Source organism: Butyricicoccus sp. (genome assembly GCF_977037065.1).
The window spans coordinates 1-22,557 of the sequence record NZ_CDRQNY010000016.1 but is presented as its reverse complement, the minus strand read 5'-3'; the positions used below and the strand labels follow the sequence as shown (position 1 = coordinate 22,557).

Genomic DNA, 22,557 nt, shown 5'->3' with positions numbered 1-22,557 from the left:
CGATATACTGTAAATTACTCGATATTCTGAATCTGTTCGCGGATCTTTTCAATTTCGCTCTTGATATTGACCACGATCTGCGCCATGGACACATCGTTTGCCTTGGAGCCGATGGTATTGGTCTCGCGGTTCATTTCCTGCACAAGGAAATCCAGCTTGCGGCCGACCGGCTTGACCTCATTCAGCATGCCGTCCAGCTGCTGCAGATGGCTGCGCAGACGCACGGTCTCCTCGTCCACGGCGGTCTTGTCCGCGTAGATGGCCGCCTCGGTGACGATGCGGGTCTCGTCGATGGACGTATCCGCCAGCACCTCCTTCATGCGGGCAAGCAGCTTCTCGCGGTACTCGCGCACGCGCTCCGGCGAGCGGACCTCCACCTCACCGACCATGCGCTCGATCTCGGACGCACGGTTTCGCACATCCTCAGCCAGCTTTGCACCCTCGCGGGTACGCATTTCGTCGAAATTGTCGCAGGCTTCGCCAAATACGGACAGCACATCGCGGGTCATTTCGTCCGCGTCCTGCTCGATGCGCTCGGAGCCGAGTACGTCCGGCAGCTTCGCCAGACTCATCACGCTCACGTCATCGCGCAGACCGTACCTGTCGGCCAGCTCATGCAGCGCCGCCAGATAGTGCTCCGCGACCGCATGGTTCACCGTAACTGCAATGTCGCCGCCCTCCTGTGTCTCCACGCCGATGTAAACTTCAACCTTGCCGCGTGCAATGCGCGCCGCGGCGGCTTTTTTCACGGCATCATCCAGAAAGCCGTACTGACGCGGAGCCTTTACCGTGCAGTCCAGATAGCGGTGGTTGACCGCACGCAGCTCTGCTGTGATGGTTCTGCCGTGCAGCTCCTGCTTGGCACGTCCGTAGCCGGTCATACTCTTCATAGATATCTCTTTCCCTTCTTATTCGGGCGGCAGGGTGCGGCGCAGCAGCGCGATCACCTTTGACAACCCGATATCATATACAATAAAGCCGATATTTGCCGCGATCCACAGTCCGGCAAGCCGGAAAATACCCGGCATTTCCAGCTGCGGAAACAGACCGCAGCTTACCAGAACAGCCGCGAGCACCAGCACAATGTTAAAATACGCCAGCTTGCCGCTCAGCTGCATGAAAACCGGCAGACGGCACTCGATCAGATATTTCACGATCGGGTACAGGCCGAACAGCAGCACATAGGCCGCCGCGATCAGCTTGCGCGGTGTCAGCAGCAGTCCCAGCACCGAGGTGACGAGGTACAGCAGCACAGCCGTTTTTACGTTCGCGCGGCGCAGCAGCGGTATCGCTGAGGCCGCACCTGCTATCAGGCAGGCCGCCGGTCCGATCTGCGGCATCACACCGCCGAAATACAGCCACGCCGTGGCCGCCGCTGCCAGAAGTCCGCCGCGGGCGATCTCGCGCGTGCTCATATCAGCAGCCGCCTCCGCCGCAGCACATGTTCAGGCAGCAGTTGCAGATGAGCGTCTGCACACAGCAGTCGCCCATGCTTGTCTCCTGCATGGGCCGGTAGCCGCCGTAGCCGCCGGACAGATGGAGATTCTGCAGCGCGTGCTGATACTCCGCGTTGTTCGGGTCCATCTGACACGCCTGCGTGTACGCGCGGGCGGCCTCATCGTACCAGCCCTTGCGGTAGTATACCGTGCCGGTCAGATAGAACCACTCCGCATCCCGTCCTGCGGCACGCTGCAGCAGCGCCTCCGCCATGCCGAGGTTGCCCTGATTGATGGCCTGCCGCACCTGACTGTACAGCGCGGCATTCGCACCGGTGTAGGTGCGCTGCTGATAACCGCCGTACTGCTGACCGTTGTATGCGCCGCCATAGCTCTGCTGCTGTCCGCTGCTGCCTCCCGCCGGATTCCTGCGTTCGTTCATGATCATGTCGTACGCTTCGTTGATCTCCTTCATGCGGGTTTCGGCCAAATCTGCCAGCGGATTGTTTACATAGTTATCCGGATGATACTTGCGCGCCAGTTCGCGGTACGCGCGCTTGACGTCATCATCACTTGTTTGCGGTGTTACACCGAGCACTTTATAGGGATCCATGTTTGCCCCTTCCTTCGTTCGTCTGGTAGGTGCCGTTCAGTACCTGTCGGGTGACGGTCGGCATACCAAGAAAAATGATATTGCGGATCAGGTCCGCATCTCTCCGGGGACTCAGCAGGTCAAACGCCATGCAGATATCCGCCAGTGAGCGTTCGAGCGTGCGCTCGAGCGGTTCCCTTACCGCAGAGATGTCCGGCGTTTGCAGCTCGTACCGCAGAACGACCGGATTGTAGCTGTTCTCTTCCATATCCTTTTGGATGTCCTGCACCGCATCGACAAGGTAGATCCACCTGCCGATCTGGTAGAACATCTGGTGCAGAATACGCTCGCGGGTGTCTCCGGTGCGCGGCACAACGGCAGCTGTCATGCGCGAGGACGTATCCGCCGCACGGTCCATGGATGGGCAGCGTTCCGCCTCCAGACGGCGCAGATCCTCGAGCGCCTGCCGGATCTCCTCATCCGCTTCGGGCATGCGTACGCGCGCCTTCTCATAGCCGCGGCGGCCGAGGCGGCACAGCAGCGCCGCAAGCGCGCGTTTCGCGCCTTTTTCGTCCGCCAGGTCATCCTGAAACTTGTGATAGGTCAGCAGGATGCTCGCGTCCGCCGCCAGACGAAGTGCATCGTCTGTCTCGGCGCAGCTTTTCCGCCGAAACGGAGAAGCGTCGCATCGTTTTCTGCACGGCGGAGCAGTCTCCGCCTCCTCACTTCCTGCAACAAGTGCAAAAAACGTCATATCGTAGCTTAAAAACAAGGTGTAAAATCTGCCGTATTCTGCGCGGATCGCGTGGCATAAGCCGCAGTAAACCTGCTGAAAACGGTCAGCCTCCTTCACCCGCAGCTCGGCCTTCACCGGACGGATAAAGCCAAACATCGCATAGCCCTTTCCCGCCGTGCGGTGTGCACGGACTTTCGTATTCAATCTATTTTACCGAACTTTTGCGTATCTGACAAGGGCGAACGCGGAAAATTGGCGAAAATTCATAAAAAATTAAAACTGCCTGTCGTGAAACCACGGTTTCGCCGACTCTATTCCGCATCAAAGCCGCTCGGTGATGGCAAACGGCGCTTCATTTCTGAGCTTCAGCTTATGGCTGTACCACATCGCCGCCAGAATGCCGACGACGAACAGCACGCCGCCGATGAGCGCGGACAGTCCGCCGCCAAGTTTCATTCCTGCGCCGACGCCGTAGCCGACAAAAAACAGCACGAGCGGCAGCAGATACACGAGCACGGCAAAGCCGAGCACCTGCCTGGTCTCGCCCTCGAGCAGCACGCGGTCGCCGACGGACGCATGCGCGTGATTGCGTGCGGTAACATAAAGCGTCTGGGTTTCCAGACCGCCGCAGCCGCCGCACTTGGCACAGTCATGGCCGCACGCCGAGCGGCGCGTTACCTCGACCTCTGCCAGGCCGTTCGGCAGCAGCTTTTTGATGGTTCCCTGTTGGGTCACGTTGAAATCTTCCTCTCTATTATTCAAAACCAGTTGCAGTAATGGGGAATTGAGAATGGAGAATTGAAAATTATGGTCATGCACAAAGCACATTCATTCTCCATTTTCCATTTTCAATCTGCAAACTCTTCCATAATCCGAAATGCCGCTCTGATTCCGTCCACGGCGGCAGACATGATGCCTCCGGCGTATCCGGCGCCTTCGCCGCACGGAATGATGCCGCTGCAGCCGAGTCCGAACAGGTCCTCGCCGCGCGTCATACGCACCGGAGACGAGGTCCGCGTTTCCGGACCGGTCAGCAGCGCGTCCGCTGTGTCGTAGCCGCGGATTTTACGGCCGAAATACGGCAGGCTGTCCCGCAGCATGGTCTGCGCGAAGTCCGGCAGGCAGGCTGCCGCCTCTCCAAACTCCACGCCGATGGGATAGCTGGGCTTGACCGCACCGAGTTTTCGGGTCGGCTTGCCGTTCAGAAAATCCCCGACCTTCTGGCACGGCGCACGGTACGAGCCGGTCTGCGCGTACGCCGCGTGCTCGATCCGGCGCTGCAGCGCCACGCCGCCGAACGGCGTGCCGTCGTCGTAGTCCTTCGGGTCAACCGACACGGCAAGCGCCGCGTTGGCGTTTTTGCCGTCGCGCGCATGATAGCTCATGCCGTTGGTAACGACTGTGTTCTCCTCGCTCTGTGCCGCAACGACCACACCGCCCGGGCACATGCAGAAGGAATAGCACGCGCGTCCGTCGGCTCTGCGCGAGAGATTGTACTCCGCAGGCGGCAGCATGGGATGTCCCGCCGCCTTTCCGTACAGAACGCGGTCGATCTCGGTCTGCAGGTGCTCGATGCGCACGCCCACCGAGAACGCCTTCGGCTCAAAGTACACGCCGTTTCCGTGCAGCGCGGCAAAGGTGTCGCGCGCCGAGTGACCGATGGCCAGCACCGCCCGCTCGCAGGCGATGTCCTGCCCGTCCGCCTGAACGGCGCAGAGCGCACCGTTTTTGACCGAAACGCCGGTCAGCGGCGTGCGGAAGCGCACTTCACCGCCGTTTTTGATGATCTCGCGGCGCATTTCACGAACGACATCCTTGAGGATATCCGTGCCGACGTGCGGCTTCGCCTTTTTGACGATATCCGCCGGAGCACCGTGCGCGGCAAGGATTTCCAGCACATTGTCGCACAGCGGATCACCGATGCGCGTGGTCAGCTTGCCGTCCGAGTAGGCACCGGCGCCGCCTTCACCGAATTGGATATTGCAGTCGGTATCGAGCGCACCGCTCTTCCAGAACGCATCCACGACCTTGTCGCGCTCGTCCAGATCTCCGCCGCGCTCGAGCACGAGCGGACGGTAGCCGTGCTTTGCCAGCACATAGGCGGCGAACAGTCCCGCAGGACCGAGACCGACCACCACCGGACGGTGCTCGAGCCGCTTTTCGCCGTGCGGAATGACGATTTTCGTATTGGGTTTATAACGCACGAAGGGCATTTGCAGTTTTTCCGCAAATGCCTTTTCGTCGAACGGCGCGTCCAGGCGCACCGAATATACCCGGCTGATCTGTCCGCGCCGCGCGTCAATGCTGACGCGGCAGACCGCCGCTTGTATGTCGTTTGCCGTCAGACCGGTCAGCCGGCGTGCCTCCGCAATGGCGGCCTGCTCCGGCAGATCAAACGGCAGACGGATGCCGATTACCATCAGGCTCACTGGCTGCCACCGCCCTTCCTTGTACGGTGCGCGGTCGGCTCTGCGACCGTGCTGTCCGTATCGTCTGTGCTGTCTGTCTTATCCGAGGTGATCGTCTCATCCGACACATGCGGGTCGGTGATCTCAATCTCGACCTCGATATCCTCCTCGACGAGCGTTACGCCGCTCGGCAGACCGACGGTCGTAGCTACGCCCTTGACCTTGTGCCTGCCGACGCCGAGCGATACCGAATCGTAGGTCAGACCGATGGACAGGTTATTCACATCGACCTTCTGCAGTTGGCTTTCACTGCCGCGCAGCTCCATCTCGACCGACTTGGTGAGGATAGCGACCTTGTACGGCGTATTCTCCTGCGCGGTGTCGTTCCACGCGAACTTGGAGACCTGAACCTTGCGGGTCGCAATACCGTCCACCGAGATGATGACGTTTGCCATTTCCGGCTGACCACTGACGAGCGAAACGCCGCTCGGCAGCTTATCCTTGATGGACATGGAGATCGGCGTGCCCGTGTGGACGCTGCCGAGGTCGATCTCACCGAGGTTGATCTCCTTGATGTCGCTCAGCACCGCCTGATCGCTCGCGATAACCTCTACGTTCTCCGGGTCGATGACACACTGCACCTGATTCTGCGTCAGGCTGCCGCCGTCCTTGAGGGTGACGGTCAGCGGAATGTTGTTGACGCGGTAGATCGGAACCGAAACCTTGATTTTTTCGGTCTGGCTGGTGATATAGTTCGAGGTGAACGCCGCACCGTCCTGATCATACAGGGTTACCCTGCATTCGTAGTCGGTCAGCGAGGAATTGCGGCCGGTAACATCCACGGCTGCAACCGCCTTGGACACCTGCGCCAGATCGGTTGCCGGACCGGAAACGGTGACCTTCTTGGTTGCCGTGGTCGGCTTGCCTGCGCGGTAGCCGTCGCCCGGTGTGCCGGTCACATTGACCTCGACCGGAACATCCTTGCTCTCCACGCGGTCCACGCGGACGTGCACCTTGCCGGGGTTGACGTAGTTGGTCTCAATGCCGGACTTGCTGACCGACACGGTGACCGGAAGATCATATTCATTCGCCTCGGTCAGACCCGAGATATCCACCGTTGCGGTGATCTGACTGACGCGGACCTCGCCGACGCTCTTGCTCTGACCGCGCAGACTGACGGTGACTGTTGTGTCCTCGCCCTCGATGAGTTCCAGACCGGTCGCTGCTTTCAGCTGAGACGCACCGATGATGCGCACCGGCACATCGTCAAAGCGCATGTTGCGCTCCGGATTGTCGATATCCATAACAACTGCCCACAGAACGATAGACAGCGCCAGCGACAGGATCTTCAGCAGAAAATCCTGCTTTTTCAGAAAATTCTTCTTCACTTGCCGGCGCCTCCCTTCCACTTGTCGCGGATGGCGGCAATACGGCTTTTTTCGTTTTTGCTTCTGAGTTCATCGCCGAGCAGCTCGCTCTCGAGCATCTTCTGCAGAATCTCGGGCGACAGATGGCGCTTGAGCATGCCGCCGATGGCGACAGAGATCGCGCCGGTCTCCTCGGAGACGACAACGAGCACGCTGTCCGCGGTCTCGCTCATGCCGACAGCCGCGCGGTGGCGCGTGCCGAGGTCGCGCGACAGACCCTGATTGCCGGAAAGCGGCAGCACGCAGCCTGCAGCGCACACCCGTCCGGCACGGACGATCATGGCGCCGTCATGCAGCGGGCTGTTCTTGAAGAAAATGTTCTTGATCAGCTCGGCAGACGGTGCCGCGTCCACTCTCGTGCCGGTGGCGATGATCTCACCGAGACGCTCCTTGCGCTCGAACACGATGAGCGCGCCGGTCTTGGTCCTGGACATATCCGCGCACGCGGAAACGGTTGCAACGATCATGCTCTCTACCACATCCGGGTCGGTATCCGGAATCAGCATGCGGCTGAGGTTGCCCTTGCCGATCTGCTCGAGCAGACGGCGCAGCTCCGGCTGAAAAATGACCACAACGGCGAATACGCCGACGCTGAGCGCGTTGCGCAGCAGCCACGAGATCATGGTCAGATGCAGGAAGCTGGCGAACAGCATGATAAGCACCAGAATAAGAATACCCTTGGCCAGTCGTGCGGCGCTGGTATCCTTCAGCAGCTTCATAACACGGTAAATGATATACGCCACGACGAGGATATCCACCACGTCGATCGGCGTCATTGTGCGGAATTGATCAAACGCACTGAAAAACGAACTTATCATGGTCCGCCATGATAAATTCGGTGAGAATACATTTTGCAGCGCTCCCATTTTGTCACCTATCCTAACTTGTTCCTCATTTTTTGGCTGTCGCCAAACCACGGTTTGGCCGACAACAGGAACGGACCGTGGGCCGTTCCAAAGTCGTCCGAAAGTTCCCATTCGGAAACTTTCTCCCTCTCAGTGTATAAAAAACGAGATACATGCTCCCGTTTTTTATGAATTTGCTGAGCAAATTCTATTTTATGCGCGCTGACGCGCGAAGAAAAAACAAATCGGTAAAGCACAGACTTCTTTTCGACAAGCCGCAGTCTGTTACCTTTACAGAAAGCCATGTTTTACCTTATTTATACTACCACAAATCCGGCTTTCTGTATAGCGTGTTCACAGTTTTTTTACCAATCTGCAAACTTTGTCTGCGGCCTGCTCCAGCTGCCGCGCCGTCGAGTAGAACGACAGGGACAGCCGCACGGTTCCGGTGTCCTCCGTGCCCGCCGTCCGGTGCGCGAGCGGCGCACAGTGCAGCCCCGCCCGAGTGCACACCCCCTCGTCCGAGAGCATATCCGCGAGCACCTCACTCGGCGTGCCGGGAACGCGGAAAGACAGCACGCCGGTCTGCTCCTTTCCGGCAAAGCACTCGATTTTGCTTTCGCGGGAGAGCGCACGGGCCAGCTCATGCACCAGCCGTCTCTCCTGCCCGGCAATGTGCGCCGGCGTGACCGCCCGGACAAAGGCGATGCCCGCCGCGAGTCCCGCGATGCCGGGCACGTTCGGCGTGCCGCTCTCGAGCGCATCCGGCAGAAAATCCGGCTGGCGCATCTCCTCGGACAGACTGCCCGTTCCTCCGGTCAGCAGCGGCTTCGCGGCAATCCGGTCGTCGAGCGCCAGCAGAATGCCCGTGCCCATCGGTCCGTACAGCGCCTTGTGTCCGGGCATGCACACCGCCGCAAGACACGGATAGCGCTTTACGTCAATCTCCGCCACGCCCGCCGACTGCGACGCATCCAGGATGAGCGGCACGCCTTTTTCCGTCAGCAATTCCGCGATTTCGTCCAGCGGCGCAATGCTGCCGAACACGTTGGAAACGTGGCTGAGTATCATCAGGTCGGCACCCTGCACAAGCGCCTGTTTCAGCGCAGAAACCATAGCCGTGCCGTCCCACAGCGGCGTATCCAGCACGGTCGGCTCGATATTTCGAGCCGTCAGCGGCCGCATGACCGCATTGTGCTCGTAACCGCTCACAATGACGCGGGAATCCGGCGCAACCAGAGCATTTATCGCAATATTCAGCGCATGCGTGGCATTCAGCGTGAAAATGACTCGCTCCGGCTCGCCCACGCCGAACAGCGCCGCTGCCTGCTCCCGGCAGGCGTACACCAGCTCTCCCGCTCGACTGGCTGCCGCGTAGCTGCCTCGTGCATAGCCTGCCGCGCCGTACATCGCACGGCGAACCGCCTGCTCGACCGCCCGCGGCTTATACAAGGTGGTGGCAGCATTATCCAGATAGATCATGTCAGTCCTCCCGCAGCACGCGGCACGGCGGCACACCAAGCTGACGCAGCCGATGCACAGCCCAGTCCGCCTGCTGCGCGCTCACGCGCACCGCCCATCCGCAGGATTCGGTTCGTTCGTGACGCGGCGGGCGCGCGACCTCTCCCGGTACACCCAACCGCGCCAAATGCCGCCGCAGGCCGATGGCCTCGGTCTGACTGCGGCAGATCAACAGCGCATAACCGCCCATAAAGGCACTCCTCCCTCCCAGTTCTGAGAAACGCAGGGTTTCTCCCCTCATACTATGTTGAAATGAGCGAAAAAGTGTGCTATGCTGATTAGGTTATAAACTACAATCCCGACTGGAGTTGAAAACAATGGAGCTTTCCGCCCTTTCCCTGCGTCTGCGCGCGCTTTCCGTGCTGCGCGGACTGCTTTCCCATCCGCTGGTGCGCGCCTACGGCGACACGCTGACCGCGCTCGACAGCACAGCCGCCGACTTTGCCGACCGCTACGGCGCACTGTGCGCGACCCGCTTCTCCTGCGGCGATATCGCGCAGGCAGTGCTCGATGCCGTGCACTTTGACACCAACACCCTGACCGATACCATCAACGCACCGGAAGCGGCTGTGCTCAACGCCGCAACCCACGATCTGGACGTGCTGAATGCTCTGCTCGCGCTCGACGGCGAAGCCTTCAAGTCCGCAGCAGCGGACAAGTTCTACGAGCCTGCCCTCGAGGATCTGCCGGACTTCGAGGCCGCGGACTCGCTTCCGTTCTCCACCGGTGCGGCTCTTGCCGATTACTACCGCGAGGAGGGCTACGGCTTCTTCGCACAGTCCTCTGCGTTTGCCATGCAGGACGACGGCTCAGCGACCCCGATCGTACATCCGGACGCCATCCGTCTGCACGACCTGCCCGGCTACGAGATGCAGAAGCAGAAAATCCTCAGGAACACGCTTGCCTTCCTCGACGGACGCGACGCCAACAACATCCTGCTCTACGGCGACAAGGGCACCGGCAAGTCCTCGACCGTCAAGGCGGTTGCCAACGAGTACGCCGACCGCGGCCTGAAGATCATCGAGATGTCTCCGCGGCAGATCACGAATTTCCCCAAGCTGTTCGAGCAGACCCTGCGTTCGCCGTTCCGCTTCATCGTGTTCCTCGATGACCTGACCTTCAGCAGCGAGGACGACAACTTTGCCGCGCTCAAGGCGTTTATCGAGGGCGGTCTGGCCGGAAAGCCGTCCAATCTGGTCATTTACGCAACATCCAACCGCCGTCATCTCATCCGCGAGAGCATGGCCGACCGTCAGGGCGATGAGGTGCGCGTGCGTGATACCCTCGAGACCGTTACCTCGCTGTCCGACCGTTTCGGTCTGGAGATCACCTTCTCCGTGCCGGATAAGGACGAGTACCTGTACATCGTCGAGCAGCTGGCCAAGGAGAACGACCTGAACCTTGATACGGACGAGCTGCACCTGCTTGCAGAGCGCTTCGCGCTGCGCCGTAACGGACGTTCGCCGCGTACCGCAAGACAGTTTATCAGCCAGCAGCTGGCAGAGCAGTATGGCAAGTAATTGAAAATGGAGAATGGAGAATGATTTCATTTTTCATTTCTGCATCTAAATAAAACAAAACGCAGACCTTAAAATCATAGGTCTGCGTTTTGTTGCTATTGTGGAATCATTTCCGTTGTTTCGGAATGTTTTGGGTATTGCATACGCTCTACCGTAGGGTGCGCCGACCTCGGCGCACCGTGTAAACCATCTGCACATGGTATACCGTAGGGGCGCACATTGTGCGCCCGCAACACGTTCGATTTTACGTTGCGTGGGAGCACACTGTGCTCCCCTACGAGATAGATTGTGCCAATCGTTAGATGCGGTGCGCCGAGGTCGTACCCCAGAGCACCTTCTCTTGCGGCGTTGCCGCAATTCACCTTGTCGCACCCTACGGAAAACCGCTCTATTATATTTCTCGAAATGAAAAAATGGAGAATGGCTGACCGTTACATCAATTCTCCATTCTCCATTTTCAATTCTCAATTATTTATTACCAGCCGAACGAACCAAACGGACTGGAGAACCGATAGCTGCCGTAGCCGTCATTCTGCTGCGAATTATCGCTCTGGCTGCTCTGGCGCTGCTGGGTCTGGGCATTCGGGTCATCGCCCTCGAGGTCGTGCGAATCGGTCAGCGTGATAGTGATATTGAGCGTCTTGCCGGTCGAAATGCGGTATACGCTCAGCGTCAGCTTGTCGCCGGCCTTCTTATCCTGCTTGAGTTCGTTTACCTTATCCATGTCCGGGGTCGGGGTACCGTCAACAGCGGTGATGACATCGCCGACCTGCAGACCCTCACTGGCTGCCTTTGCGCGGGAATCAATGGAATATACCTGCACGCCGGACACCTTGCCGTCCGCGGACTCGACGTTCTGGCCGGTGATGCCGATGGACGGACGACCGGAAACGTAACCGTTCTGGATCAGCTCATCAACAATATCCTTGGCGGTGTTGATCGGGATGGCGAAGCCCATGCCCTCAACGGTGGCGCTGCCGAACGCATTGCCGGACAGCTTAGCGGACGTGATGCCGACCACCTGACCGTACTTGTTGATGAGTGCGCCGCCAGAGTTGCCGTTGTTGATGGAAGCATCGGTCTGAATCAGCGTCATAACACGGTCATTGACGGTCAGATCGCGGTTGATGGCGGAAATACGGCCGCCGGTGATGGTGTTCGCAAACTGCACGCCGCCGGGAGAACCGATCGCGTAGGCATACTCGCCCGGCTCCAGCTCATCCGAGTCACCGAACTCTGCGGCGGTCAGATCGCTTGTCGGCGTTACCTTGATGACCGCAAGGTCGGTCTGCTCATCCGTGCCGATGATATCAGCATCAAGAGAGGTGCCGTCGCTCAGCTGTACGGAAACCGACTGCGCGCCGTCCACAACATGGTTGTTGGTGATGATGTAGCCGTCCTTGCTCATGATGACGCCCGAGCCGCTGCCCGTGCCCTCAGAGGTGGTGGAAATAACCGAAACGACCGATGGATTGACCTTTTTGTAGATATCCTCACCGGCCATGCCGTCCGCGGTGTCGTAGTTGTCCGAGGAATTGCTCGAATCCGACTCCGGCTTGCTGTTGATCTGCAGCGTCGGCGCGGAATCCGAGGTCGATGCCGAAGCGCCGGAATCGCTGTTTGCATTGCCGCCGAACGCCATATTGCCGACAACTGCGCCGCCTGCAAACAGCAGGCACGCTGCCGCTACGCCGCACAGACCGAGCGCTAAGCCTCTGCTGTGCTTTTTATTCTTCGGGGTGTGCGGCTTCTGACTCATCGGCGGAACCTCGCCGAAGCCGGTCTGCTGCTGCGCCTGACGGAACTCCGGATGCTGCACCGGCGTCTGGAACGGCGTGCGCGGCTCTTCTGTCTGCGGCTGTTCGCTCTGCGGTGCCTGTGCAGGCTGTTCCGCCTGCGGCTGCTGCATCGGCTGGTCGTTCTGCGGAGCCTGTGCGGGCTGCTCTGCCTGCGGCTGCTGCATCGGCTGCTCGCTCTGCGGAGCCTGTGCGAACTGCTCCGCCTGCGGCTGCTGCATCGGCTGTTCGCTCTGCGGAGCCTGTGCGGGCTGCTCGCTCTGCGGTGCGGTGTTCCGGGTTTCAGCGGCCGGCTGCTCGTTATTCTGATCGCTGCTGTTCAGCGGTGTTTTGTTGTTCATGTTGAAGTCGTCCATGATACTGACCTCCTGTTGTTATTCGGGGGAACATTCCGTTCCCTCTGTTGATGCTTCTATCATAGTTTCTCAATGTGGCAGTTTGTTGAAAACAATATGAATATTTTTTGAACACTATGTCAAGGTTCCGTGTAGCAGGTACACAATTCGCAAAAACTCCCACAGACCATTTTGGTCTGTGAGAGTTTGGAAATCAGGTGTTATTCTGTCGGTTCTGCTCCGGTGCAAGCGGCAGGGTGAACTCAAACTCGGTTTCGCCGCCGCCCGAGCGGACGGAGATCTCACCGCCGTGCAGGTTGATGATGTTCTTCACAATATACAGGCCGAGACCCGCGCCGGTCTTATCCATCGAGCGCGAACGGTCGGTCTTGTAGAAGCGGTCGAACACATGCGGCAGATCCTCCGCTGAGATGCCAATGCCGGTGTTGCTGATGGCGAACACGCACAGCTGTCCCTCCTGATGGACCTTCAGCTTAAGCGTACCGCCGTCCTCGATGAACTTTACCGCGTTATCGGTCAGGTTGTACACCGCGCGGTACAGATGGTCGCGGTCGCCCATGACGGTGAGGCGCTCGTCCAGCTCACACTGTACATCCAGCTTCTTTTTCTCAATCTTCTGCTCGAACGAGAGCAGGATCTGCGCCGTCATTTCGGTAAAGTCGAACGGCGCCGGACTGAGGATCAGCTCGCCGGACTGAATTTTTGCGGCATCCAGCATGCGGTTTACCATGCGGGACAGGCGTTTGGTCTCCTCCGCGATGATCTTCAGGTACTTGTCGCGCTGGTCGAGCGGAATCGTGCCGTCGATCATGCCGTCCACAAAGCCGCCGATGGTCGTCATCGGGGTCTTGAACTCGTGGCTGACGTTGGAAATAAAGCCGCGGGTCAGCTCCTCGAGCTGGTCAAGGTCACGCGCCATGTTGTTGAACGAGACCGCCAGCTCGTCAATCTCGTAGCAGCGGTTGTCCTCGGGCACGCGCACATCGAAGTTGCCGCCCGCAAATTCCTTGGCGGCGGCGGCAATCGTCTTGAGCGGACGCGTGACGTGCTGAGAGATCATGAACGAAATCACCAGCATAACGACCAGCGTCACCAGCAGGATGAGCACGAGCGTCTGCGTCGAGTGGCGCACCACGCCTGCCGAATTCGGGTCCTGCGTGGAGACGAAGATCATCAAATCCGCATCGCCGTTATCATCCTTGACACAGGTGCCCACCGTGTAAAACGAGGACTCACTCAGCACGCCGAGCGACCCGACAGACGCATAACTGCCGTTTTTGTGCATCTCCGCAACCACTTCGGCTGAGATATGATAGCCGGGCAGCATGTAGGTCGTGCCGTCCGGCTTGGCACCCATTTCAATGTTGCCGTCCGCGTCCGTGATGAGCACGGTCAGCTCATCCTCCTTGGCCACGCGCGCGATGGAGAGCATGTAAATCTGACGGATCACGTCGGAGTCCGTGCCCTCGAGCAGCTTGCTCTGCTCGGCAAGGTTCTGCACGGTCGTGCGCAGCTCGGTCTGCTTGGCGTGCAGCGCGTAGCTGCTCATCTGGTAGCAGAATACCACGCCGGCCAGCGCAAACGCGCACACGATCAAAATCAGATGGGCCACATAGTCCTTGAAGAAAAAACTGCGTCTGCCCATGGCTTACTCCTTGGTCTCAAACTTGTAGCCGACACCCCATACGGTTTTCAGCTCCCACTTGTCCGAAACGCCCTCCAGCTTTTCGCGCAGGCGCTTGACGTGTACGTCAACCGTTCTCGTGTCGCCGAAATAGTCAAAGCCCCATACATCGTCGAGCAGCTGTGCGCGGGTGAACACGCGGTTCGGACTGGACGCGAGGAAGTACAGCAATTCAATTTCCTTCGGCGGCGCATCTACGCGCTTGCCCTTGATGACCAGATCGTACGCCTGCTTGTCGATCACCAGATTGTCGAACGACAGCTTCTCAGGCGCATCATCCGGCGCCATGCGGCGGAACACCGCGCGCACGCGCGCGATGACCTCCGGCATTTCGAGCGGCTTGACGATGTAGTCATCCGCGCCCATCTCCAGACCGGAAACGCGGTCCGCGGTCTCGCCTTTCGCCGTCAGCATGATGATCGGCACATCGCTCTCCGCGCGGATCTCCCTGCAGACCGCCCAGCCGTCCATCACCGGCATCATCACATCGAGCAGCAGCATGTCCGGCTTGTCGGACTTCCACTTTTTGATGCCCTCCACGCCGTTTTCCGCCTCGAGCACCGTGTAGCCTTCGCGCTCCAGATACAGGCGCAGCAGCTCACGGATGTTGGCCTCGTCCTCTACGATCAATATCTTCTTGGGCATAGTTCTCCCCTGCTTTCCCAGTTTAATCTCATTCTATTATAGCGCGTTTTTGAGGAAAAAGCATTAACAATCTGTAAAACACCGCTTTGCACCTGACAGTTCCTGTGCTATACTGAATATATCACCCAAAAGGAGAATTCTTATGTCACAGACGGTAGAAATGCACATTATTGCGCGGATACGCAGCGATTTCCCCACCAAATTCGGCATTCCGCGGCAGAGCGGGCTGGCGGACGTACCGGCGCGCATTGTATTCGAGCCGGAATACCGCAACGCGGATGCGCTGCGCGGCATAGAGGGCTTCTCGCACCTGTGGCTGATCTGGCAGTTTTCGGCAGCCGTGCGCGAGGGCTGGTCCCCGACTGTGCGCCCGCCCAAACTGGGCGGCAACAAGCGCATCGGCGTGTTTGCGACACGCTCGCCGTTCCGGCCGAACGAGATCGGACTGTCCTCGGTGCGGCTTGACCGCGTGGAGCCCAACACCCCGGACGGCCCGGTGCTGCATATCTCGGGCGCAGACCTGATGGACGGCACACCGATTTTCGACATCAAGCCGTACCTTGCGTACACGGATTCGCATCCGGAGGCGCTCGGCGGCTTTGCGCTCACGACCGATGCTGTGCGCGTGGAATGTCCGGCAAGCCTGCTCGAAAAGCTGCCGCAGGAACGCCGTCAAACCCTGCTGAACGTGCTCGCACAAGATCCGAGACCGGGCTATCAGCACGAGGCAGGCCGCGTGTACGGGTTCCCGTTTGCGGGATTTGAGGTAAAATTCACCGTGGAAGGTGACTTGCTGACCGTTCTGCAAATCGAGAGTCGCTAACTATTCTGCGGTAAATTTTACACGGGGCGCACAAACCGCGCAGGCGGTTCATGTTCCCCGTCTATTCCGTGCCGAAAACGAAAAAATCACCGAAACGATTTGTTTCGGTGATTTTCTTTTACGTTTTATCAGAGGCCGGTCGGCGTGATCTTCTCGAAGTCCGCCAGCGTGCCGCCGTTCATGAAGCAATCGATGATCTGCTTGCCCATCGGATCGAGCTCCGGCGTATCGAACTTCGCCAGCTCCTTGCGGAAGAAGTCGGTCAGGATCTTCGCGCCTGCGTCGTAGCCGTCGGTGCCAACGCGGTCCTGCGTATCAACGCGCAGGAACTTGGAACGGATCTTCTGGCCGTCGATGGTCAGATCCTTCATCGCGTAGCCGAGCAGCGGGCAGCGTGCCGGCTCGAGGTGCTCGCGGCGGATCTTCGCGCCGCCGTGGCGTGCCAGATACTCACGGGAGATCCACTCAGCTGCAAAGCCGACCTTGTAAACGCCGATGTGCTGGTTCGGGATCAGGACGTAGCGGGTATTCGGGCTGTCCACGATCTGACGCAGCAGCAGGTTGGCCTGCTTTACGCGCTTGCCGGTTGCAAACGGCCAGTAGGAACCAACGCCCTCGCTCTTCAGCTCGTTGCCGGTTACGATAGACGGGTTATTGAAGCCGCGCGGCGCGATCAGACGCCACAGCCATGCCAGTGCCGGCGGAATGATATGCAGCATACCCATGATGCCGTAGTTCGGGTTGTCACGAGTGGAGGGAGGCATACGAACGCCGAAAGAGCGTACGTCTACTTCTACCGGCTCCTTGACGATGTTCGGAACATCCCAGCGCGGCACGATCGCACGCGGATTGGAGCACGGCTTGCCGTTGGAATCCAGCGTGTGCTCCCAGATCAGCAGGGTTGCACCCGGATGGCCTTCCATGTTGAAGAAGCACAGCGGCTCCTTCGGCTCGGTGCAGATGCGCTCGTAAACCGGATCGCAGCCGTAGTGGGTTACGCCGTCCATACGGAGGAACCAGCCGTCCTCGCCATCGACCAGAACCAGCTTGCCGGAGTTGTTCTGCACACCCGGATAGCAGGTAGCCATATCGTCGCACACCGGCTCGATCTTGCAGGTGGAGCTGATATGCAGGTAGGTCTTTTCGCCCGTTACCGTGTTGGTAGAGAGCAGCACCTCGCCGTCCGGCTCGCGGGCGATATCCTGCAGCATTTCGCTCTTGCCGCCGCCGGAAGCGCCCTCGTGCATGATGACAAGCTCGTTCTCGTACGGGGTGATCAGACGGCCTGCGGAAGTATGGCAGGTGGTCCAGCCCTCCTGCTCGCCAATGTCGAGCAGTACGGAGTAAACACCCTTCTTGGCAGACGGGCCCGGATACAGGTTATAGGAGAATACCTCGTGGCAGTCATCCAGGCGGTTGTGGACAACGACCTGCTTGCCGTCGAAGTGGGTGTGACGGAACGGAGGTGCAACATAGATGATCGCACGCGGCTTGTAGCCCTCGGTCTCCTCTGCGCTTACAAAGCCCTGCAGATGTGCCAGCGCAAATGCGAAGAACGCGCACTGCTTCGGGCATACGAGCATGGAGCCGTAGCCGTACTGGTTGCCGCCGGAATTAAACGGCATGAGGATCAGCTCCTGCGTCTTGAACCAGTCCATGGTCTCGCGGCGCAGCTTGTCGAACTTGTAGCCGTACACATCCGCAAAGCGCTTCTTGTCGGTCGGCTTGTCGTCTGCGATGCGCATGCAGTCCGGCTCGCGGCGGCGCATGTAATCCTCTGCAAAGTTGACGGATGCGCCGTTCTTGCAGCGTACAACGTCAGCTTCCTTGATCTGGCCCTTGCCCGGTACGTCGAATACAACGTCGTACACGTCGGCATGTTCCGGACCGAATACCATGTCGTACAGTTCCGCCTTGCTGGTGGGAACAAATACGCCCTTGCAGTTCTCGATGACATCGGTCAATTCATCGGTAAAGGTGAATTTGGTGAGCAATGAGTTCATCTGTATCATTTCCTCCTTAAGCACCGCGGAGTCCCTCGCCACGGTATGCTAAACGGGCCGGTTAAATTTCTTAACCCTTGCCCCATTGTCTTTCGATTATAGCATACCGCAAAACCCACCCTCTCGTCAACTGTGATTTTGCTTTTTTGCAAGTTTGATTGCAAGTTCTTGCAAAATGTACAAAACCTGAGGGATTTCTCACTGTTTTCCTGACACGGGCACTTGTCCGCCGATAGGAGTTTTTTACGAAAACGTTTCCGAATGGCAAAATCCGTTTCATAATGCGCAATCGTGTATCAAAAGCGCGATACTGTGCATCTGCGTACACTTTATCTCACATTCCAGCGCTCCCACACGCGGGTGACGGAATTGCATTTTCCGTTTCTTGTAATATCGAACAGCGCACCGGAAACTGCACAGTCGCCCTCGGCTGTCTTGAAATACTCGGTCAGGTCACCGCGAAACATGGCGATGGACTGCTCCACGCGCACGCCGAGCACGGACACGATCGGGCCGGTCATGCCGATGTCCGTGATGTAGCCGGTGCCCTTGGGATTGACGCGCTCATCCGCGGTCTGCACATGGGTGTGCGTGCCCCAGACAGCCGCCGCGCGGCCATCGAGGTAATAGCCCATGGCCAGCTTTTCGCTCGTGGCGTTCGCGTGGATTTCGGCAAGCGCCACGTCGTACATGCCCTCGTTTTCCTTGAGGATGCGGTCTGCACACAGGAACGGATTATCCGGGCCGAATTTCATGTCGCAGCGGCCGATCAGGTTCATGACGAGCAGGCGCATGCCCTGCGGGCCGTCATAAATGCCCCAGCCCCGGCCGGGGCTTTGCGGCGCAAGATTGGCCGGACGGAGAATATCCGAACGGCTGTCCAGATACGGCACGATCTGCTGCTTGCCGAACACATGGTTGCCGAGCGTGATCACGTCCGCGCCGGCGGCAAAAATGTCATCCGCCTGACGCGGGAGAACGCCGTTTCCGGCTGCATTTTCGCCGTTTACGATGACGAAATCTGCGCCGGTGTCGCGCTTGATGCGGCGGAGCAGGCCGTGAAGCGCGTCGATACCCGCCTCACCGACCACATCGCCGATGACTAATAGTTTCATGGATTACCTCTTTCTATCATTGCTGCAAGCCGTTGATTGGTTCCGCCGGATTCAGCGAGGAGTGCGCCGCCGCTGCGGCGGGAGCATGCCGCGCCCCGCGGCGGGGGAGTGCGCTGACGCCGCGCAGGCGCACAAGAGGGTAGACACCTGCGGTTTCCACCCTCTTGTGAATCTCCCCTTTCCCTTGGATAGCCTGGCGCAGATTGCCGTCATGTGACCGCTGCGAAATAGGAAACGGCAGAGGATTTTTTTCTATCGTAGGGGAGCACAGTGTGCTCCCATGCCGAGACATATTCGCAGCGTCAGATACCGTACTGCTACACATGTGGTTTCATCTCCGCAGGGCGCGGCATGACAGTGCCGCGCTTGCGCAGAGTAGTCCGTATGTGTAGCAGTAATGTATCTGACACTGCGAACAGGTTGAGAAAGATACGGAAGAAAAAATCCTCTGCCGTACTCCTTTTCGAAGCGGTCACATATAGGAAATCTGCGCCAGATTAGGAAGCAAGGGAAAGGTAGGAGTTCAAAGAGGAAGGAAAACCGCAGGTTGTCCTTCCTTTTTGCCCCCGCGGCGGGCGCCGCGACGCTCCCGCCGTCCGCAGACGGCGAATCCCCCCGCTGAGGTTCAGCAAAAAACTCCCCGCCCCGTCAGGGGCGAACACGCCTACGGCAGTTCGTGTCCCCCAGCTGGTCGGTGCAGAAAATATATACAAAAAAGAGCCGCTGCACCCATGCAGCAGCTCTTTTCCATGCAAAAACTTAATCGAACAGAGTAGATACGGACGTCTCCTCGTAGATACGCGCGATCGCCTCGGTGAACACCGGTGCAACCGGCAGAACGTTGATCTTATCCAGCTTCTTGTCGTTGGTCAGCGGGATGGTATCGAGGATGGTCAGCTCCTTGATCGGGCTGTTCTGGATGCGCTCGATCGCCGGACCGGACAGTACACCGTGGCTTGCACAGGCGTAAACCTCGGTTGCGCCGCCGCGCTCTACCAGAGCGTCCGCTGCGTGCACGAGCGTGCCTGCGGTGTCGATCAGGTCGTCAACCAGAATGCACTTCTTGCCCTCTACGTTGCCGATGATGTTCATAACTTCGGATACGTTGGCCTTCGGACGGCGCTTGTCGATGATGGCAAGCGGCATATCCAGCTTCTGGGTGAACTTGCGGGCACGGGTAACCGAACCCAAATCAGGAGAAACGATAACGGTATCATCGGTGCCGACGCCGAACTTGCCCGCAATGTACGGGATCAGAACGGAAGAACCGAGCATGTTATCCACCGGAATGTCAAAGAAGCCCTGGATCTGTGCAGCGTGCAGGTCCATGGTCAGCACGCGGTCAGCGCCTGCAGCAGTAATGAGGTTTGCGACCAGCTTTGCGGAGATCGGGTCACGCGCCTTGCTCTTGCGGTCCTGACGAGCGTAGCCGAAATACGGGATTACAGCCGTGATACGGCCTGCCGATGCACGCTTGCAGGAGTCGATCATGATGAGCAGCTCCATCAGGTTGTTGTTTACCGGACCGCAGGTGGACTGTACGAGGAACACGTCCGAGCCGCGAACGGATTCCGAAATGGAAACCGAGATTTCGCCGTCAGCGAAGGTGGAGATGGCAGCCTTGCCGATCGGCAGTCCGAGCGCAGAAGCGATCTGCATCGCCAGTGCGGGATGGGAGTTGCCGGAGAAAATTTTGATGTTTTTTCCGTGAGAAATCATTGATTTGCCTCCGTCATATAAATATATTTTTTGTTCCGTGTGGATTTATATACGTTTTATGGATTTACTTCTTGTCCTTCTCGTGTGCGGCGCGGCGGCGGTCGTTCCAGCCCTCAAGATTGGTCTGGCGGGAACGTGCAACGCTCAGCGCACCGGCAGGAACGTCCTTGGTGACAGTCGTACCGGCAGCCGTAAACGCACGGTCGCCCAGCTTGACAGGCGAAACGAGGTTGGTATTGCAGCCGATGAAGCAGTCGTCACCGATCTCGGTGCGGTACTTGTGATAGCCGTCGTAGTTGACAACGACCGTGCCGCAGCCGAAGTTGACGCGCTCGCCGACGGTCGCGTCGCCGATATAGGTCAGGTGCGAAACCTTTGTGCCGTTGCCGATGGTGGACTTCTTCAGCTCTACGAAGTCGCCGATGCGGCAGCCGTCACCGACCACGCTCTGCGGGCGGATATAGGCAAACGGACCGACCGTGGTATTGCTGCCGACGGTGGATTCATAAACCTGCGAATTGTTTACCGTGGTGCCTGCGCCGATCTCGGCCTTTTCGAGGATGGTGTTCGGGCCGATGACCGCGCCCGCGCCGACCTTGCAGCCGGGACGGATGTGACAGCCGGGCAGAATGGTCGCGCCCGGTGCAATATCAGCGTCCGGCGCAATGTAGGTGCTGGTCAGATCGAAGATCTGCACGCCCTTTTTAATCAGGCCGTAGTTGACACGCTGCATCATCTCGACCTGCGCCATAAAGGCGGCAGTGCCGTCGCAGATGACGTAAATCTTGTTGGTGATAGCAATGCCCTTCTGCGCACCGGCTGCAACAGCCGCCGCAACCAGGCCGTCGAGCGTATCAGCGCCGCTCGCGAGTGCCTTTTTCAGCATATCCCAGGTGAACATGGCGGCATAGCAGCGGCTGTCTCTCGGCAGAGGCTGACCTTCCGCATCAAAGCCCTGCTGCTCGGCAGACAGTACGCTGACGCCGTAACCGGTGTTCAGGTGCGTCTCCGCCAGATGGAACAGAGCGTCCTCCTCGGCCAGTGCAAACGGAGCCGCCAGCACCAGAACGTGCTCGCTCTCCGGCAGCGCAGCCAGCGAGGCAAAACGATTTGCGGCATCGAGCGCGATGTCCTGTGCGCCGGCAACGGCAGACTCTCTGTCGTCGTGCGCAAAGAAGCACGCCTCCACCGCATCAGGCAGCGCATCCCGCATTGCATCGCCCGCAGTGCCGAACAGCACCGGACGCGCAAAAGCGGAAATGCCGTTTTCGTCAAACAGGCCGCCAACCATGACGGCATTTACTTTATTCATCGCAGAAATCCTTTCGTTTCTCAAGGGTCATACGACCAGATTTTCCGATATAGCTTTATTATACAACAGTATGCCGCAAATTGCATTATCATTTTTCGATAAATTTCTTCTCACCGCATAATATTTTTCGCCGTTTGCATACAAAGGGCGAAAAGAAAGCGTTTGGGTAGGAAATCAAGTAATGGAAAAATCGAGATACCCACCGCAGTGGGCGGCTCTCAGCGAATCGGAATGGAGGATGGCGAATTCGTGTGGAGCGTGAAGAGCACGCCAACCGCGAACCACGTTCGCGGCATAAAATACGCGGTTTGCTTGCATAACCGCACCCACAAGGCAGGCGGCGCGTGCCGCCGCGCCTTCCGCTGGCGACCGCGTTTCCGCCATCCCATAAAATCCCGCAGGGATTTCTGCACCCAGAGAACCCATCACGCCGCGGAGCGCATAAAATGGAGCGCGTGCGCGACAAAAATGGCAGGACATGCGCCTGCCATTTTTAAGGCAACACCGCACAATTAAGACTGCGGTGCTTTGCGGAAATTTTGTGTCCTGACTTTGGCTTCGGTTCCTTGCGCGAGTTCCGTCCGCGCTGCCGAAGTTTCACGGTAATACATCAAGTATT

The 22,557-nt window shown here is 58.7% G+C and carries 19 protein-coding genes; 2 read left to right on the top strand and 17 right to left on the bottom strand.

Annotated elements, in window-relative coordinates; genetic code table 11:
- Window positions 1-14: 14 nt before the first annotated feature.
- The 10 genes from ACWVX6_RS06980 to ACWVX6_RS06935 all read right to left on the bottom strand — a co-directional run bounded on the left by ACWVX6_RS06980 (window position 15) and on the right by ACWVX6_RS06935 (window position 9,137).
- Entirely contained in the window at window positions 15-890 is an 876-nt protein-coding gene (locus tag ACWVX6_RS06980) for a YicC/YloC family endoribonuclease (RefSeq protein WP_110435120.1), read from the bottom strand.
- 18 nt (window positions 891-908) lie between these two features.
- A complete protein-coding gene (locus tag ACWVX6_RS06975) occupies window positions 909-1,415 on the bottom strand; it encodes a hypothetical protein (RefSeq protein WP_455152739.1) in 507 nt (168 codons plus the stop codon).
- Between the two features lies 1 nt (window position 1,416).
- Window positions 1,417-2,049, bottom strand: a complete 633-nt coding sequence (locus ACWVX6_RS06970) for a DnaJ domain-containing protein (protein ID WP_455152738.1) — start codon at window positions 2,047-2,049, stop codon at window positions 1,417-1,419.
- On the bottom strand, window positions 2,036-2,968 hold the full coding sequence (locus ACWVX6_RS06965; RefSeq protein ID WP_455152737.1) for a DUF5685 family protein: 933 nt from the start codon (window positions 2,966-2,968) through the stop codon (window positions 2,036-2,038). Before ACWVX6_RS06965 ends, ACWVX6_RS06970 begins: the two co-directional genes overlap by 14 nt.
- Window positions 2,969-3,085: 117 nt before the next feature.
- Window positions 3,086-3,499 carry a SoxR reducing system RseC family protein gene (locus ACWVX6_RS06960; protein WP_116704627.1) on the bottom strand — a complete coding sequence of 138 codons (414 nt, stop codon included), beginning with the start codon at window positions 3,497-3,499 and terminating at the stop codon, window positions 3,086-3,088.
- 113 nt (window positions 3,500-3,612) lie between these two features.
- A complete protein-coding gene (locus ACWVX6_RS06955) occupies window positions 3,613-5,184 on the bottom strand; it encodes an NAD(P)/FAD-dependent oxidoreductase (protein WP_455152757.1) in 1,572 nt (523 codons plus the stop codon).
- A gap of 5 nt (window positions 5,185-5,189) precedes the next feature.
- Complete coding sequence (locus tag ACWVX6_RS06950; protein WP_455152736.1) at window positions 5,190-6,560, bottom strand: CdaR family protein; 1,371 nt, start codon at window positions 6,558-6,560, stop codon at window positions 5,190-5,192.
- Window positions 6,557-7,417 carry a diadenylate cyclase CdaA gene (gene cdaA, locus ACWVX6_RS06945; protein ID WP_118647630.1) on the bottom strand — a complete coding sequence of 287 codons (861 nt, stop codon included), beginning with the start codon at window positions 7,415-7,417 and terminating at the stop codon, window positions 6,557-6,559. Before cdaA ends, ACWVX6_RS06950 begins: the two co-directional genes overlap by 4 nt.
- 381 nt (window positions 7,418-7,798) lie before the next feature.
- Window positions 7,799-8,926 carry an aminotransferase class V-fold PLP-dependent enzyme gene (locus ACWVX6_RS06940; RefSeq protein ID WP_455152735.1) on the bottom strand — a complete coding sequence of 376 codons (1,128 nt, stop codon included), beginning with the start codon at window positions 8,924-8,926 and terminating at the stop codon, window positions 7,799-7,801.
- Window position 8,927: 1 nt separating this feature from the next.
- The gene (locus tag ACWVX6_RS06935; RefSeq protein ID WP_158575054.1) at window positions 8,928-9,137 is read right to left on the bottom strand and encodes a putative Se/S carrier-like protein; all 210 of its coding nucleotides are present in this window, start codon (window positions 9,135-9,137) and stop codon (window positions 8,928-8,930) included.
- Window positions 9,138-9,282: 145 nt separating this feature from the next.
- On the opposite strand from ACWVX6_RS06935, the gene ACWVX6_RS06930 reads away from it, so the two are divergent.
- Window positions 9,283-10,485 (top strand): ATP-binding protein, encoded by a 1,203-nt coding sequence (locus ACWVX6_RS06930; protein WP_455152734.1) that lies wholly within the window; start codon window positions 9,283-9,285, stop codon window positions 10,483-10,485.
- A 475-nt stretch (window positions 10,486-10,960) separates the two neighbouring features.
- On the opposite strand, the gene ACWVX6_RS06925 is transcribed toward ACWVX6_RS06930, so the two are convergent.
- The 3 genes from ACWVX6_RS06925 to ACWVX6_RS06915 form a co-directional block, all read right to left on the bottom strand.
- Window positions 10,961-12,637 carry a trypsin-like peptidase domain-containing protein gene (locus ACWVX6_RS06925; RefSeq protein WP_455152733.1) on the bottom strand — a complete coding sequence of 559 codons (1,677 nt, stop codon included), beginning with the start codon at window positions 12,635-12,637 and terminating at the stop codon, window positions 10,961-10,963.
- Window positions 12,638-12,830: 193 nt separating this feature from the next.
- Window positions 12,831-14,282, bottom strand: coding sequence for a HAMP domain-containing sensor histidine kinase (locus ACWVX6_RS06920; RefSeq protein ID WP_455152732.1), 1,452 nt, complete (start codon window positions 14,280-14,282; stop codon window positions 12,831-12,833).
- Between the two features lie 3 nt (window positions 14,283-14,285).
- Window positions 14,286-14,966: a response regulator transcription factor gene (locus ACWVX6_RS06915; protein WP_110435133.1), complete on the bottom strand. Its 681-nt coding sequence runs from the start codon at window positions 14,964-14,966 to the stop codon at window positions 14,286-14,288.
- Between the two features lie 142 nt (window positions 14,967-15,108).
- Here ACWVX6_RS06915 and tsaA point away from each other — a divergent pair, with 142 nt between their 5' ends.
- The gene (gene tsaA / locus ACWVX6_RS06910; protein WP_455152731.1) at window positions 15,109-15,789 is read left to right on the top strand and encodes a tRNA (N6-threonylcarbamoyladenosine(37)-N6)-methyltransferase TrmO; all 681 of its coding nucleotides are present in this window, start codon (window positions 15,109-15,111) and stop codon (window positions 15,787-15,789) included.
- Window positions 15,790-15,917: 128 nt separating this feature from the next.
- On the opposite strand, the gene ACWVX6_RS06905 is transcribed toward tsaA, so the two are convergent.
- The 4 genes from ACWVX6_RS06905 to ACWVX6_RS06890 all read right to left on the bottom strand — a co-directional run bounded on the left by ACWVX6_RS06905 (window position 15,918) and on the right by ACWVX6_RS06890 (window position 21,938).
- Complete coding sequence (locus ACWVX6_RS06905) at window positions 15,918-17,792, bottom strand: DUF4914 family protein (protein ID WP_455152730.1); 1,875 nt, start codon at window positions 17,790-17,792, stop codon at window positions 15,918-15,920.
- Window positions 17,793-18,121: 329 nt separating this feature from the next.
- A complete protein-coding gene (locus tag ACWVX6_RS06900; RefSeq protein WP_455152729.1) occupies window positions 18,122-18,907 on the bottom strand; it encodes a TIGR00282 family metallophosphoesterase in 786 nt (261 codons plus the stop codon).
- A 759-nt stretch (window positions 18,908-19,666) separates the two neighbouring features.
- Window positions 19,667-20,626 carry a ribose-phosphate pyrophosphokinase gene (locus ACWVX6_RS06895; protein ID WP_110435147.1) on the bottom strand — a complete coding sequence of 320 codons (960 nt, stop codon included), beginning with the start codon at window positions 20,624-20,626 and terminating at the stop codon, window positions 19,667-19,669.
- A gap of 64 nt (window positions 20,627-20,690) precedes the next feature.
- Window positions 20,691-21,938, bottom strand: a complete 1,248-nt coding sequence (locus tag ACWVX6_RS06890) for a DapH/DapD/GlmU-related protein (RefSeq protein WP_270383570.1) — start codon at window positions 21,936-21,938, stop codon at window positions 20,691-20,693.
- Window positions 21,939-22,557 lie beyond the last annotated feature (619 nt).